The 16,049-nt window shown below is 32.6% G+C and carries 14 protein-coding genes; 1 reads left to right on the forward strand and 13 read right to left on the reverse strand.

Annotated features, from left to right (window positions below; all coding sequences use genetic code 11):
* Nucleotides 1-76 precede the first annotated feature (76 nt).
* The 13 genes from THYS13_RS08305 to THYS13_RS08365 all read right to left on the reverse strand — a co-directional run bounded on the left by THYS13_RS08305 (nt 77) and on the right by THYS13_RS08365 (nt 15,563).
* Nucleotides 77-1,243, reverse strand: a complete 1,167-nt coding sequence (locus tag THYS13_RS08305; protein ID WP_042834103.1) for a mannitol-1-phosphate 5-dehydrogenase — start codon at nt 1,241-1,243, stop codon at nt 77-79.
* A gap of 1 nt (nt 1,244) precedes the next feature.
* Entirely contained in the window at nt 1,245-1,685 is a 441-nt protein-coding gene (locus THYS13_RS08310) for a PTS sugar transporter subunit IIA (RefSeq protein WP_042834104.1), read from the reverse strand.
* Nucleotides 1,678-3,732, reverse strand: coding sequence for a BglG family transcription antiterminator (locus THYS13_RS08315; RefSeq protein WP_052210509.1), 2,055 nt, complete (start codon nt 3,730-3,732; stop codon nt 1,678-1,680). The genes THYS13_RS08310 and THYS13_RS08315 overlap by 8 nt, the downstream gene beginning before the upstream one ends.
* 11 nt (nt 3,733-3,743) lie before the next feature.
* Nucleotides 3,744-5,180 (reverse strand): PTS mannitol transporter subunit IICB, encoded by a 1,437-nt coding sequence (locus tag THYS13_RS08320; protein WP_042834106.1) that lies wholly within the window; start codon nt 5,178-5,180, stop codon nt 3,744-3,746.
* A 145-nt stretch (nt 5,181-5,325) separates the two neighbouring features.
* The gene (locus tag THYS13_RS08325; RefSeq protein ID WP_042834107.1) at nt 5,326-6,720 is read right to left on the reverse strand and encodes a glycoside hydrolase family 1 protein; all 1,395 of its coding nucleotides are present in this window, start codon (nt 6,718-6,720) and stop codon (nt 5,326-5,328) included.
* Between the two features lie 97 nt (nt 6,721-6,817).
* On the reverse strand, nt 6,818-8,128 hold the full coding sequence (locus THYS13_RS08330) for a 6-phospho-beta-glucosidase (RefSeq protein WP_042834108.1): 1,311 nt from the start codon (nt 8,126-8,128) through the stop codon (nt 6,818-6,820).
* Nucleotides 8,121-8,453 carry a PTS lactose/cellobiose transporter subunit IIA gene (locus tag THYS13_RS08335; RefSeq protein WP_003869890.1) on the reverse strand — a complete coding sequence of 111 codons (333 nt, stop codon included), beginning with the start codon at nt 8,451-8,453 and terminating at the stop codon, nt 8,121-8,123. The genes THYS13_RS08330 and THYS13_RS08335 overlap by 8 nt, the downstream gene beginning before the upstream one ends.
* An 18-nt stretch (nt 8,454-8,471) precedes the next feature.
* Nucleotides 8,472-8,783: a PTS sugar transporter subunit IIB gene (locus THYS13_RS08340; RefSeq protein ID WP_003869891.1), complete on the reverse strand. Its 312-nt coding sequence runs from the start codon at nt 8,781-8,783 to the stop codon at nt 8,472-8,474.
* A 27-nt stretch (nt 8,784-8,810) separates the two neighbouring features.
* The gene (gene chbG, locus THYS13_RS08345) at nt 8,811-9,560 is read right to left on the reverse strand and encodes a chitin disaccharide deacetylase (protein ID WP_003869892.1); all 750 of its coding nucleotides are present in this window, start codon (nt 9,558-9,560) and stop codon (nt 8,811-8,813) included.
* 61 nt (nt 9,561-9,621) lie between these two features.
* Nucleotides 9,622-10,911 (reverse strand): PTS sugar transporter subunit IIC, encoded by a 1,290-nt coding sequence (locus tag THYS13_RS08350; protein WP_042834109.1) that lies wholly within the window; start codon nt 10,909-10,911, stop codon nt 9,622-9,624.
* Between the two features lie 164 nt (nt 10,912-11,075).
* Nucleotides 11,076-13,784, reverse strand: a complete 2,709-nt coding sequence (locus THYS13_RS08355) for a sigma 54-interacting transcriptional regulator (RefSeq protein ID WP_042834110.1) — start codon at nt 13,782-13,784, stop codon at nt 11,076-11,078.
* Between the two features lie 151 nt (nt 13,785-13,935).
* Nucleotides 13,936-14,550, reverse strand: a complete 615-nt coding sequence (locus THYS13_RS08360) for a DUF47 domain-containing protein (protein ID WP_052210510.1) — start codon at nt 14,548-14,550, stop codon at nt 13,936-13,938.
* A 14-nt stretch (nt 14,551-14,564) separates the two neighbouring features.
* Nucleotides 14,565-15,563, reverse strand: a complete 999-nt coding sequence (locus tag THYS13_RS08365) for an inorganic phosphate transporter (protein WP_042834111.1) — start codon at nt 15,561-15,563, stop codon at nt 14,565-14,567.
* 218 nt (nt 15,564-15,781) lie between these two features.
* On the opposite strand from THYS13_RS08365, the gene tlp reads away from it, so the two are divergent.
* The gene (gene tlp, locus THYS13_RS08370; RefSeq protein ID WP_042834112.1) at nt 15,782-16,039 is read left to right on the forward strand and encodes a small acid-soluble spore protein Tlp; all 258 of its coding nucleotides are present in this window, start codon (nt 15,782-15,784) and stop codon (nt 16,037-16,039) included.
* Nucleotides 16,040-16,049 lie beyond the last annotated feature (10 nt).

Below are 16,049 nucleotides of genomic sequence, written 5' to 3' on the forward strand. Positions count from 1 at the left end.
ACATTTTTAAATTTATAACGATAGCTTTCATTACAAAAGAAAAAAGTAAAAAAGACGATATAGAATCCAATCTATATCATCTTTTTTTAAAAGTTTCTTTTAATTCTTTATACTTCTTTACAATTTCATGTAATAAATCACTATTTTCTTCTAAACCTGTAATTTTGCTTATTGTTTTTTCTAAGCCGAAATTTTTAATGTCATCTTGAATTTTACAAGCTTGAGGGTCCTCTTTATAATCAAACAAAAACCCTGCAGCTATACCGTATAGTATAAATTTGGGCATAACTCCATTTTCATAACAAAGTTTGGCAGGCATCATTAACCGGTCATTTACAGACAATTTCCTTGTAGGTTCTCTTCCTACTCTTACAACTTCGTCTTCTAAATAGGGGTTTTTAAACCTTTTTATTACCTTAATTGAATATTCTCTTAAATTATCAATTTTTATATTGTGCTTTTTAGAAAGCGCAAGAGAAGCTTCTTCTTGCATTCCAGACACCACATTTCTTATAAAATCATCCTCAATCGCTTCATGTATATATTTATACCCTTTTAAATATCCTAAATATGCAGTGGTAGCATGGGCTCCATTTAATAAAAATAATTTTCTCTCTATATAAGGTTCAAGGTCATCAACCAGTTCCGCCCCTTTGATATTTAAATCCCCAATAATTGCTTTTTTCTCAATATCCCATTCATAAAAATCTTCCACTGCTACATCTATTGGCAGTTCTTTCTTTATATCTACATTCGGTACTATCCTGTCCACAGCCGTATTAGGAAAACCAATTTTTTGATTTACGTACTCAATAAAATCTTTATCACCCTTTTCTAATATACTATTTTTTAGTATATTTGTTGCAAACAGTACATTTTCGCATGCCATTATATTCAAAGGTTTATCAATGTTAGCTTTTCTTACATTTAAATAATTTCTTAATTTTTCCCCTATGCCCTTAAGATTATTAGCTCCTACTGAAGTCGTAATTATATCTGCATCTACAATAGCTTTAGATAGATTTTCTTCATCTTCGATATGAATAGCTTTGATATCTTTTACTTCTTCCTTTTCCACATTATCTTTTAAAATAATCACATTATATCTTTTATAATTATTTATGCTTTCTACTAATTCTTTTGATATATCAACAAAAGTTATTTCATATCCAGACTTATATAACAAATATCCAATAAATCCTCTACCTATATTCCCTGCTCCAAAATGAACCGCTTTTAACATGTTATTCATCACCTTTTTGAAGTATTTCTATTATTTCCTGTTTTGTCCTTGCCTTCTTCAATTTCTCGACATTTTCTTCATACTGGCAGGTAAGCGCTATTTTTGATAATATCTCTAAATGTTCATCTCCCTTGCCTGCAATTCCTATGACAATATAGGCAATATTTCCATCTCCAAAATCTACTCCTTTAGGATATTGCGCTATAACTATTCCAGATTTTTTTATATATTTTACATACTCAGAAACACCGTGAGGAATAGCAATACCATTACCTATATAAGTCGTTACATCTTCTTCTCTTTTCTTCATACCTTCTATATATTCTTTTTCAACATAGCCATTTTTAAAAAGCAAATTCCCTACTCTTTCAATAGCTTGTATTTTAGACTCTGATGGCACATCTAATACAATATTATTTTCGTTTAGTATTTCTTTATTCATCCTCCAAAGCCTCCTGTGTATCATTTAGTATTGTAACTAAGCTATTTCTAATATCTTTGATATCACCAAGCCTCAATATTTCATTAAAGGCTTTATCCTCTATAAGCGAAATACTTATTTTACCTAACATCTCTAATATTTCACTGCTTTCTGTTTTCCTTGCTAACATCACAAGAAAAGTATCTACTTCTTCATAAGAAAAACCAGCACTTTTCATCTTTAATGGAGTTTTTAGTTTATACACACCGACAAAAGGCATTACCATTTTGTCACTTCTTGTATGAATTAAAGCAATGTGGGTGGTTGGTATGACAACATTGCCCATGGCTTCCCTTTTAAAGATTAGCTCTTCTATTTCTTTTGCATCTTCAGTAAGCATTAAATCATATAAATCCTTTGCTATGAATTTTATTAAATCTGCAATAGTTTTTGTTTCCACGTATTTTAATTGCAAATTTCGAAGTATTTCATCTGCTATTTCAAAATTTCGTCTTCTCTCCACCGTCGTCAAATTCCCTGTCAATTCTCTTTCTTTCTTGACTACATATTTCTCTATAAACTCTTCTACCTTTTTAATATCTTCTTCTGGCAAAAAAGGCGATACCACAATTACATTATCTTTTAAATCTTCAAGCTTTACTGTAGAAATTATTAGGTCATAGTTATTACCTTTTTTCTTATACTCCCATATTGCCCCAATGTCAATAGCATCAACTTCTCTAAAAAGAGTTTTTAATTTAGCTGATAATATTCTCGCCGTGCCAATCCCATTTGGACATATAATAAAAACTCTTAATTTTTTTGATAAAGCTTGCTGTCTTTCAATTGCAGCTCCAATATGCATTGTGATATATCCAATCTCTTCTGCCGGTATCATGAGATTATATTTAGAAAAAATTAACTTGCAAGCTTTATTTACTGCTTTAAACAAATCACCATAATAATTTTTAATTTCTTCTACTAATGGATTGGTAGTCTGAAGTCCCATTGTCAATCTATAAAGAGCAGGTTCAAAGTGCTGTGACAGCCCTACAATAAGTTGTTCGTCATAATTTATCTTTATATTTAAAAGCCGAGAAACTTCTTCCACAACCTCTTTTGATAAATCTTGTAAGGAAATACCAAGTTCTTCAAATCTATTTTGTTTATAGACGTATTTTTTGGGACTTAAATGAAGAGCCAAATATGCCAATTCAGTATCTGGCAAATATACTTCATTTTCTTTCAATATTTTCTCTACATCTTTCATGAAAATAAATTCATTAGAAAGTAAAATGTCTTTTACAAATTCATCGTTAAGCTGTATTGGCTTGTCTATTTTTGTTCTGTAAATAGAAACAAGTAAATGTACAAACATCCCAAAGTAATTTAAGTCAGATAAGTTACCATGTATAACATTCTTAATTTGTTGTGCAATTCTTTTCACTAATTGAACTAACTCATTGTCAAAAACTGTACTAAAAAATGTGTATACATATTTGTCTTTTTCATCATTATAGACAAAAGCTAAAAGTTCTTCTATGGGTTTATAGTTATAAAACAGCTCCACAATTGCATTTCTTTTATCTAATTCACTTCCTTCTACTTTAATCCCATAACCTCTTCTTCTGATAAGAGATAAGTTTCTCATTTTCAGCCATTCCTCTATTTTGTCTAGATAGAGACTTATAGTTCCTTCTACAACATTAAATTGATAACTAAAATAAGCAGCTTTTATGGGTTCCTCTGAAAGTAACAATTGTATTGTCATCAATATTTGCCTTTGCTCTGGAGTTAAAAGCCATTGGAGAGGAATGGCGCCTAAAGAAGCATGGATTTTATCTAACGCTTCTTCCTCTCCTTTTAATATGATTTGTCCATTGTCCTCTATAATAACAGCTTTATATTTTTTTAAATTATTGTTTATAGAGGCTATTTCTCTCATAATAGTTCTTCCACTTACATCCATAAGCTTGGAAAGGTCCTCTATATTAGAAGGACCTTTCTCTATCAAAGTTTTTAATATAAATTTTTGTCTTACAGTTAGATCTTCCATACCCTTCACCATAAATTTTTATTTTATTTTTTAAGGTTCTTTACAAATTCATCATAGACTGTATTGTCTAAAAAGTTTTTGACCGTTACAATTTTAGCATTTGGCACAACTTGAGAAGCTCTTTCTGCAAGGTTTTCCTGTGTAAATACAACATCGGCCTCTTTTGGTATTTGATTTACAGCAGAATGCTTAACTACAATATCCAATCCTGCTTCTTTTAATTTTTTCTTTAAAATAGTTTCTCCCATCGCTGACGAACCCATACCAGCATCGCAAGCAAAAACAATCATTTTAGGCATACCTTCTATTTTTTGTACATTTGGCTTTATTTCTTCAACTTTTTGTCCTTTGCTTTGCGCTTTAAGTCCACTGACTACTGAACGTGCAAATGTCATACTTTCGGCAGACATACTCTCTTCACTAGCTCTCTTAACAATCACTGATGCTATAAGGAAAGATACAACTGCTCCAACTGTAATACCTGCAAGTACAGGAAGTAATCCGCCTTTTGGTGCCATAGCTATTTCTGCAAATATACTACCAGGTGAAGGTGTAGCTACCAAGCCCGCTTTTGTCAAAACAAATGTCGCATCTGCAGCCATTCCACCGCCTATAACTGCCAAGAGTAGTGATGGATTCATTAAAACATAGGGGAAATATATTTCATGTATTCCGCCAAAGAAGTGTATTATGATAGCACCTGGAGCTGATTGTTTTGCATCGCCTTTTCCAAAGAACCAATATGCCAGTAAAACCCCCAAACCTGGACCTGGATCTGTCTCTAGCAAGAAGAATATTGACTTTCCAAGTTCTTTAACTTGTGCTACTCCAAGAGGAGCTAATATACCATGGTTAATAGCGTTATTTAAAAACAATATCTTCCCTGGTTCTATAAAAATTGCTATTAAAGGTAATAAGCCTTTGTTTGTAACCCATTGAGCTGCTGCACCTAATCCTACTGAAATTCCATTTACCACTGGTTCAATGAAAAGAAATGCTAAAATTGCTAATAAACCACCTAAAATGCCTGCTGAGAAATTGTTGACAAGCATTTCAAAACCTGCTGGGATTTTCCCCTCTACAATCTCGTCAAATTTTTTAATGACATAGCCTCCCAAAGGACCCATCAGCATAGCACCAAGAAACATCGGTATAGATGAACCGATTATAATACCTGCTGTTGCAATAGCACCAACTACTCCACCTCTTATATCGTATACAAGCCTACCACCAGTATAGCCAATTAAAATTGGTAAAAGATACGTTATCATAGGTCCAACAAGTTTAGCCAAATGTTCATTTGGAATCCACCCTGTTGGAATAAAGAAAGCAGTAATAAGTCCCCATGCTATGAAAGCACCAATGTTAGGTATTACCATGCCAGCCAAGAAGCCACCAAGCCTTTGCAACTTCGCTTTTACACTTCCGCCGCCAGTTATGAAAGCATTAGTGTTTTGCATAAATTTTACCTCCTTCTTGCATTTATTCTTCTATAATTATTGTAAACCCCTATATGCATTTATGCAATTTAAAGAAAATCAGTTTTGTCATTCGTTTTCTTTGACAAAATTGAAAATAAAATAACCGGCGAAAAGCCGGTTATGATTAATCAACAAATCCATTGTTTTCGGACAATTCTTTATACCAATATCCACTTTTCTTTATAGTTCTTTTTTGTGTTTTTAGATCGACAGATACAAGACCGTAACGGTTTTTATAAGCATTTAAGAAAGACCAGTTGTCCATAAAAGTCCATAAATGATATCCTTTGACATTGCATCCCTCTTCAATTGCTTTATGGAGCCACTTCAAATGTTCTTTTATAAACTCTATCCTGTAATCATCTTGGATAATTCCATCTTTTGTAAAACGCTCTTCTCCTTCAACTCCCATTCCATTTTCCGAAATAAAAGACTCTATATTGCCATAATTATCTCTTAAATTTATCATTATGTCATATATTCCTCTTTCATATATCTCCCATCCTCTATAAGGATTCATTCTTCTTCCTGGCATAATATACTCATCATAAAACCAATTAGGTGTAAATACTCCATATGGATTTGGCATATTTTCCTTAGCTTTAACTCTAATTGGTTGATAATAATTTACTCCTAAATATTCCACAGTGTTATTTTTAATTAATTCTAAGTCGTTATCCAAATACTCTGGCAGATGATTGTATGATTTTAAAAGTTCAATAAGTTCTTTAGGATATTCTCCTTTGACAGATGGATCTAAAAAACTTCTATTATGGAATAAATCTGCAATCTCTGCGGCTTTTAAATCCGCTGGATGGCTGCTCCTAGGATATACAGGGCTTAAGTTTAAAACAATACCTATTTTAGCTCCTTCTATTTGTAACTTTTTAAATTCCTCTATTGCCCTCGCACTTGCCAATACTGTGCCATATGCAAATTGTAACGCTCTTTTGAAGTCTACTATATCTGGATAATGGAAATTATACAAATACCCACCTAATACAGGAACTATTGGTTCATTAAATGTAATCCACCTTTTGACTCTATCTCCAAACAACTCAAAACATGTTTTAGCATATTCAGCAAAATATTCTACTACTTGTCTATTTTCAAAACCTCCTATATTTTGCATTTCTATAGGCATGTCAAAGTGAAATAGCGTAACAAACGGTGCTATATCATTTTTTATAAGCTCATCAATGACATTGTTATAAAACTCTACGGCTTTTTTATTGACTTCACCAACACCACCAGGTATCAATCGCGACCATGAAATAGAAAATCTAAAAGAGTTATGTCCAAGTTCTTTCATCAGTTTTATATCGTCTTTGTATCTGTGGTAAAAATCAGATGTCAAATCTGGACCTACTCTATCGAAAAAGCGATTTGGCTCTTTTTTATACCAATAATCCCATACATTCATTCCCTTTCCATCTTCATATGCAGCTCCCTCTATTTGTACTGCTGACGTTGCAGACCCCCACCAGAATCCTTCAGGAAATTTATATTCTTTAGCCATAATTATTTTCCTCCTTGCGCAAGATAATCCAAAATATTATTTAAAAAGGAAAAAGTAATTTAACGGAAAAAATTATTTTGTAAAATCAGCAATATTTCTATTTATACTGTGGCAGATATTCTTTATTTTGCTCAAGTATATCATCAAGAATTTTTTTAGCAACAGTCGCAGAAGGTACTAATGGATGAATTGTCAACGCCTGTAAAGCTGTATAATAGTCCCCTTTTACCCCTGCTTCTATAGTAAGTTCTTCATAGGCTTTTACTGCTTGCATTAAACCCCTTATTTTCGCTGGCACATGTCCAATATTTATCGGATGAGCCCCATTTCTATCTATTATTGCATTTGTTTCTATCACCACATTATCTGGCAAATCTGCGATTGTACCATTGTTTCTCACATTGACCACATGTATGTCTTTTTTGTCATTATATATTGAACTTATCAGGGAGCAAGCAGCATCAGAATAATGAGCTCCTCCCCTTTTTTCTAATTGCGGCGGTTTTATATTTAAATTTGGATCTTTATATAATTCAAATAATTCTTGCTCTAATTTTTTAACAACTTCTCCTCTTGTACCTACTGTGGCAACTTCTCTTTTTTGTTCCTCAAGCATTTGGTCAGTCAAATAATAATATCTGTGATATGGACAAGGATACATACCAAGTGATTTTATAAATTCAGGATCCCAAGGTAATTCAGGAATATTCTTCATTGTTAAAGATTTTGCAGTAGCATAAGTATCAATTAGTTTATCAGTTTTTTCTATACCATCTAAATATACATGAGTACCCCATACTAAATGATTCAAACCAGCAAAATTTATATAAATTCTCGTTGGATCAACATTCAAAAGTTGCGCAACACCATATACCATGCCTATCGGTACATTGCATAAGCCAATAGCTTTTACATTTGTATGTTTTAAAACCGTTTCTGTTATAACTCCTGAAGGATTCGTAAAGTTAATAAGCCATGCGTTCGGCGCAAGTTCTTCTATATCTCTGCATATATCCAGTATAACGGGTATTGTCCTCTGGGCTTTTGCAAAACCACCGGGTCCAGTTGTTTCCTGACCTATAACATCATACTTTAGAGGAATTTTTTCATCTCGGATTCTGGCATCTATTCCTCCTACTCTAAACTGAGTAACGACAAAATCTGCACCTTTTATGGCTTCACGCCTGTCCAGAGTCAGATGAATGTTTATCCCTATGCCGGCTTTTTCTACCATCCTTTTTGCAAGGCCACCAACAATTTCAAGTTTTTCTTTCCCTTCTTCTATATCTACTAAATATAAGTCTTTAACTGGTAGTTCATTATACCTCTTGATAAAGCCCTCGATAAGTTCGGGGGTATAACTAGAACCCCCTCCAATTACAGCAATTTTCAAATCCTTTTTAAACATTAAAAGTTGCCCCCTTTGTTTGATAAATAACTTTATACAAGTCAATCATTTCCGTTATCAATTCCTTTGCAAGAATTGCATTCATAAGATGGTCTTCTGCATGTACTAAAAGAAGTGTAACTTCCTGTTTTTCTCCCGCCGCTTCTTTGTGTATCATATCCGTTTGAACGTGATGAGCTTCTAAAAGCTCTTCACTTGCTTTATTTAACCACTTTTCGGCCTCCTCAAAATTACCCTCACGCGCATGCTTTAATGCTTCAAAAGAATTGCTTCGTGCATTCCCTGCATGAGATATGATAGTAAAAACAATTTGTTCAAGATCCATTTTTCTGCCTCCTAAACTTTATTTGTTTTTCAGCGCCTCAATTGCTAAATCCAATGTTTTGGCTCCATCTATCATCCCATATATGTTTGGTGGAATTACTCTATATACTTTGTTTTTCTCTTTTGCAAGTTCTGAAACATACTTTTCTTTATACCTAATTTGAGGACCTAATAATATAACATCGTAATCATCTATTACTTTTTCTAAATTATCTGCTGCTTCTGCAAAAATGTATAAGTCTTTCATCCCTCTTTTTTCTCCCTCTTTTTTCATCTTTTCAACTAACAAACTTGTTGACATACCCGCACCACAGATTAATAGAATCCTCATTGTATATACCCTCCTTTTAGTTTAAACTTATTTTAATATCGAATAGTTAACTAATAAAATGTTATTATTCAGAATAAATTGTAAAACATCTTTATCAGTCAATATTGTTCTTTCAATTTCTCTTTTTGTATTATAAGACGAAATATTCATTAATTCGTTGTCTACATACGCTGGATGGCTCATTATTTCTGTTATACCTTCCTCTATACTACCTAATATAGACAATAAATTTTCTTTTTTAACACCTTCATCATAGAAATTATAAATAAAATTATCAACTGTTTTTAAACCAGCTTTAATAATTATTTCCCTATCCAATGGAGTAGATCGTACAGGTAAGTTATATTTGTGAGCCATTTCTATAAATACATCTATTACCTTGGGATGACTTTGCACATGATGATGGCTATCCATATGAGTGATAGAAACCCCTAAAGAAAAAGCTTTTTTAATCTGCTCTTCTATTTCTGTTCTGATTTGATCCACATCAGCATCATCTAAAGAATGTGGAAAGCCTCTTTTAAAATACCCTCTTTCATCTATCAAGGTATTTACTTTTCCAGCACTACTCAACGGTTTACCAGCATCTAGAGTTATGTGTATTCCAAAACCCAAATCTGGACATAATTCTTTTATTTGTAAAGCTTCATTAGCATAAGGCATATTACACATTATAGAAGTACTTCTTAAAATACCGTTTTTATAGCATTCAACAACTCCTTTATTAACTCCTTTTGTCAGCCCAAAATCATCAGCATTTACAATTAGATATTTCATCTGTACCACTCCTTTTTATGGAATATATATCCTGAGAGGCAACGCCTCTCAGGATATATCATTATGCCTTCGTCTCAGCTAATTTTTCTTCTTCTTTTTTCAATTGCTGCTCTTCTTCATATTTCTTATTGTCCCATAGTTTCAAGAAAGGATAATAAATTGCTCCAGCTACAGCAAAATTTATAATCTGTAAAATAATAGCTTTCCAATCTCCCGTTGTTAAGAAACCACTAATTAATACAGGAGTCGTCCAAGGAATTAAAGCATAAGGTCTTGCCACTAAATTCAACGCCATCGCTATGTATGTGATAAGTCCTGCAGAAATAGGAGCTAATATAAACGGCACAATCATGACTGGATTCATAACTATTGGCATACCAAATGTTATAGGTTCATTTATATTGAATATACCAGGTCCAATAGCAGCCTTACCTACTGCTTTTAATTGTTCTGATTTTGTTGCAAATAGTAAGAGCAAAGCCAACGCAAGAGTTGTTCCAGAACCACCTATATAAATGAATATATCAAAAAATTGTTGACATACAATATTAGGCAAGATTTTTTCTCCAGCAATTTTAGCAGCTGAATTTTGTTGAGTAAAAGTAAGCCATATCGGTCCCAAAATTCCTCCTACTAATGCAGCTCCATGAATACCTACGCTCCACAAGAATTGAATTGCTAATATGGCAAGTATTACCGCAGGAAGTGTAGAACCCAGCTTCATAAGAGGTATAGCAATTAATTTATTAATAGCTTCCGGTATTGTTAAATGGATTGTTTTAATTAGTATCATGTGTATTATCCAAATAGAGGTAATAATTACAGCACCAGGAATCAATGCCGCAAAAGCTCTACCGACAGAGGGTGGAACTCCTTCAGGCATACGAATAATCAAATTTTTCTCTACAAATTTCCTTTGGACTTCTACTGTAAAAATTGCTATGATCATTGCAACAAACAACCCTTGGCTTCCCATCCAACTCAGAGGAATGTTACCATCTTGTGTTAAAGGTACTGACAACATAAAAGTCGACAAACTCAATACTCCAGAAGCTACAGGATCTATTTTATATGTTCCTGCCAGTGAATAAGCTATTGTAAAAGATGCAACCATAGCAATTATCCCAAATGTTGCATTGACTATTTTTAACAAATCATTGACATAAGGTTTAACAAGGGCTTCAAGAGCAGGTATAGGCGGAAAAGCTATAATTAAGAAGAATGACCCAATGAGAAGTAATGGCATTGTTGCAACTATTCCGTCACGAATCGATTTTAAGTGTCTTTGTTCAGCAAGTCTACCTGCTACAGGCATAAAATATCTGTCAAGAAAATTAATAAATGCATCCATTAGACCAACTCCTTTTTTAAATTTTTGCACTATATTTTATGCAGAAGTCATGCCAAATAGCACTTGCCCCGCGGACTCTTGCTTTTCCGCCTTGAATGATGATATCATATCAAACCCGTTTCAATGTGTATCGTTTAAAAACGTATTCAATACACATATGTGTATTAAAGTGAATAGATTATTTTCATCATATTTACACATTCTTCGTCTGAAATTTTTACACTACATCCTTGTTCGATAATCCTTATAACTTTTTTTATAATATCAAACTCTTTTGGATAATTCTTAATGTATTCTTGTGTATCCTTAATGTGTATTAATTGTTTCCCTTGTAATATACGCTCAATTACACAAGCAAGATGAAGTATTAATCCTATTGTAATATCTTCATTTAAATTTACTCCTTCTCTTATTAAAGCTGCGTAAAATCTTTTAAAAGAAGATATATACTTTTCTGAATCTATCTTTATATTTTCTCTTATGACCTCCTTCATGTTATCAATTACCTCAATTTGCGAAAGAGCTTCAATTTTATTTTTCAATACAGATAATTTATCATTATCAAACACATCTGAGGTAGAAATATACAATATAGAATCATCCTCTGGATTTATAGCACTTACAACAGCTAAAATATTTTTTTCTTCTTTGATGTTGAGTAGTTTTCTTCTAAATTCTCTTTTATTTTCAATTTCAATTGGAATAACATGAATATCTTTCTCTTTTAAGTCAAGGTTTTTTTCAAGTATTGATTTAAGTTTAACTGCTGTCCCTTCACCAGTTATACAAGCAGTTATGATAACATTCTTTTTAAGAGAATCTTCAAATTTAACGCTGTCTTTATAGATTTTTCCCACATAAGGACTAAAATTGACAACTGCATCATACACTTCCTCTAAAGATGCGTTAAGGATTGCCTTTCTTGCTGCCTCTAAAACCATAGGAGTAGAAACCATTTCAATTGTTTTGACGGGTATTCCTGTCTTTTCGTATATCATGTCACCAAATAACACTAATGACCCCATGTCGACAAGGAGTAAAACGCCTCTTCCTTTGTCAGCTCTCTTTACAATATTAGTTAAATTATTTAACGCAACTTCTGGTTTTTGATCAAGCGGCATATTGTATCCAATTACATAATTTTCACCTAAAAGTCTATTGGAAACCTCCGCAATGGAAGTAGCAGCGGCTTCTCCATGCATTGCAACAATAATACCTACCCTTTCGTCTTTTTCTTTTGTTTCCTCCTCAAGACATAAAAACATTGTAACAAAACCCACTTCATCATCAGGTACTTTTATGTTAAACTCTTTTTGGACTCTTTCTCTCAAAACCTTTGCCACTTCAAATTCTTTTTCATACACCTTCTTTATATTTTCCAGCTGATGATTTACAATGTCTTTGCCACTTAATATTCTTTCAACAGAACTGGCTACATGCATAGAAAGGCCGTATAAGGTTTTATCACTGAACTGTCTATTGAGTCTTTTACTAGCGTAATTCAAAAAATCGTTTACCATATCGACAATCTTTTTATCCACTACTTTATACAATTCCTCCAAATTATTTTTATCCAGATTTAAGAGATACCTTTTCAAATATGTCTCTATATCAATACTCATGATGAGTTTTATATCACTTTCGTTAAGTCCTTTTTGCTCCAAAGCTTTCCTTTTTTCTTCTAGCGCCTCATAAAAGTTGAATATCTGATTATTCTGTTGGATAACAGGAGTAGCATTATCGGATGAAAACTTTATTATATCTCCTGTCATAAATTTATCAATCTCATCTTTTGACTCTTTATACCTAAACAATCCTCTTCTAACATACTCAGGTAAATCTTCAGTATGCACGCATACTCCTTTATCTCTTTTCATCATGTATCCAAGATAAGCCTTTGCAATTGAAAGTTTTATATCACTTTTCAGTTGACCTATATTATTAGGACACTCATAAAGCAAAAGAGCTTTTAGAGCATTTGAAGTTATCATAATATCAGTGTTAATAAAAATTGCTGCTTCTTCTCTAAAAAAACTTTTAATAAGTTCAAATCTTTCCTCATATGTTCTATCTGCTAAAGCCGGCAATTTAATCACCATTGGTATCCGCCTTATAAAAGTCCTAAGAAGAGTAGACTCAATGTTCTCTGTTGTAGCGCATATTATTAAAACATTCGCTTTATGTTGTGTTTCAGATTCTCCAAGTCGTCTATAAAGCCCTTTATCAATCAGATAAAAAAGCATCTCTTGTCCTTCTGGTGGAAGTCTATGGACTTCATCAAGAAAAAGTATGCCACCATCTGCTTTCTCAACAAAGCCCATTCTATCCTTATCGGCACCTGTATACGCTCCTTTTTTCACTCCAAACAGTTGTGACATTAAAAGTTGTGGATTATTAGCATAGTCAGCACAGTTAAAAGTCACAAAAGGAGCGTTTCTTTTTATTCTCCCAATTTCTTTTGCAAAACTATACATGACTTCTGCAAACATGGATTTGCCAGTACCCGTTTCCCCAAGCAAAAGCGTATGAAGGCCATTAGGTGGGTAAATTATAGCAGCTTTTGCTTGCTGTACAGCATTTTTAAGGCTTAAATTAGCTCCTATTATGCTGTCAAATACGTCTTTCACTACCATATCGCTTTCATCAGAAACCATATCAAGTTCTTTAACCTTATACAAAACTGGTTTACCTTCAACTTTTATAACTTTTCCTTCTCTAAAAAGGGTATTTAAATCGCTGGAAGCATTTGTTCTTTGTATATTAAGAGCATGTGCAATCTCAATAGCTGAAACTCCAACCACTTCTCCTTTTTCAGCCAATTGCTTATTGCACAATTCCTTCAAACAGTTATAAACTTTATCAATTCTTTTCACATTCTTCGCCCCCTTTATGATACATTTTATCATAAAAGACAAAAAATAATACACTTTAAAACACATAATCATTATTAAGATTTTAAGGAATTTTTCTATATAAATAATAAAAAGAACCCGCAGGACTCCTTTATAAAAGCAATTACAGCTTCTACATCATCTTTACATAAATATGCCCTAATATATCCCCTGCAAGGTCTATTTTGTCTGCACAGTTGCTTAAATGTCTGAAAATTTCCCTCATTTTTAAAATATATTTTACATCTTCTTCTTCAAACAGTTTCGCTAAATTTTTTCTATATAAATTCTCCACTTCATTTTCATATTTTTTAGCTTTTAATGCCTGTTTCATACCTTCTTTTTTATTTTTATTAAGATTGCACACTGATTTGTGGATAAGGTCAGTACTAAATTTTATAACAGTAACAATTTCCTGCAATTCTGATGTAGGTTGTAAATTATATATTTCCATCTCTTTAACTGTTGTATCAGCATAATCTAATATGTCATCAATAGCTTTTGACAGCTGAAAAATATCTTCTCTGTCAAAGGGAGTAATAAAGGTCTTATCAAGTTCATCTATTAGCTCCTGTCTTTTTCTGTCAGCTTCTTTCTCTATTTTATTTACTTCATGTCCATCTTCGATATTACCTGTTGTCATGTATTTCTCAAGAGCGCAAACTCCTTCAAGAGTTAATTTTGACTGTTCTTCTAGTAATTTATAGAAATCTATTTCTTTAGAAAATAACCATTTAAATACATTCACTCTTTTCACCTCCCTCATAAAAGTTTAGTCAAACCGTAAATTAAATAAGAGATTATAAAAGAAACGGGAATTGTTATGAACCACGCCATAATCATTCCCCTGGCAAACTGCCATCTGACAGCAGTAGGCCTTTCTTTCGCCCCAATACCTAAAATCGAAGAGTTAATTAACTGTGTCCCACTGATTGGTGCACCAATGATTGATGCTATACTTACAACTAAAAGGGAAGAAAGCTGTGCATTAAAGGAATGAAAAGGCTTTATTCTGTATATTCTTGTTCCTACACTTTTGATCATCCTAAATCCTCCTAATATAAGTCCTAAAGAAATCATTAAAGCTGCCATGTATTTTATGTTAAAAGGTACTTCAAAATTATGAGTTTGTCCCTTTATCATCATTAAAATAACGATTAAACCCATTCCTTTTTGGGCATCATTTGACCCCTGTCCTGCATTAAGAAAAAAGAGAGTAAAATATTGCAGTTTTTTAAGCACGTTATTCGCTTCCGGTGTTTGATTTTTCAATATTTCTGATAAAAAAAACGTTACTAAATATCCCGTAACAAATCCTATTATAGGAGACAGAAACAACGGAAGAATAGCTCTAAATAGTATACCTTGTACATTTATTGAGTTATAACCATATTCTAAGACAAAAGGTCCCAACATTCCGCCAATTAACGCGTGAGAAGAACTAGAAGGTATTCCAAAATACCAAGTGATAAAGTTCCATGTCATGGCACCTATTAAACCGGATAATATCAATAAACTAATAGTGGAACCGCTTTTAAATAAATACTCATATTTTATAATATCCTTTGCCATTGTTTGACTGACATTAGTACTTATTATTGCTGTACCCAAAAATTGTGCAACAGCTGCAAGAATAAAAGCTTTTTTTGCATCTATAGACCTTGAAAATATAATAGTAGCAACAAGATTTCCTTCGTCGTGAAAACCAGTTACAAATATATAAAAAAATATTACTATGATTGTGATAGAATAAAAATCCATGACATCACCTCAAGTAAAAAAGTATATATTTAACTTTTATTTTACGCACAAATACTTAACACAATTATACAAGTTATTTACATGTACTTCAAATTTCAAAAAACACAAAAAGCATGTTTTAAAATTTTCTGCACTTAAAAACATGCTTTTCTACAATACATATAAATATTCTTTATGAACAAAATAAATATGAGAAATTTTAAAATTGGGGTGATGTTATGGCAAAGGAAAATGATAAATACACAAAACCTCCAAAGCCGGATGACCGCTCAGATAATGTAGAGAAATTGCAACAGATGATACACGATACTATAGAAAATTATAGAGAAGCAGAAGATTACCTAAAATTACACGCAGAAGAACTTCCTCCTGAAGAAATAGAAAGGATTAAACAGAAAAACAAAAATAGGCTCACAAGTATACAAAACATGAGAGAAGAAATAATAGATGAAGTACACGACAACGACAAAAAGTAGGTATAAGAGG

Source organism: Thermoanaerobacter sp. YS13, assembly GCF_000806225.2.
Classification (GTDB): domain Bacteria; phylum Bacillota; class Thermoanaerobacteria; order Thermoanaerobacterales; family Thermoanaerobacteraceae; genus Thermoanaerobacter; species Thermoanaerobacter uzonensis.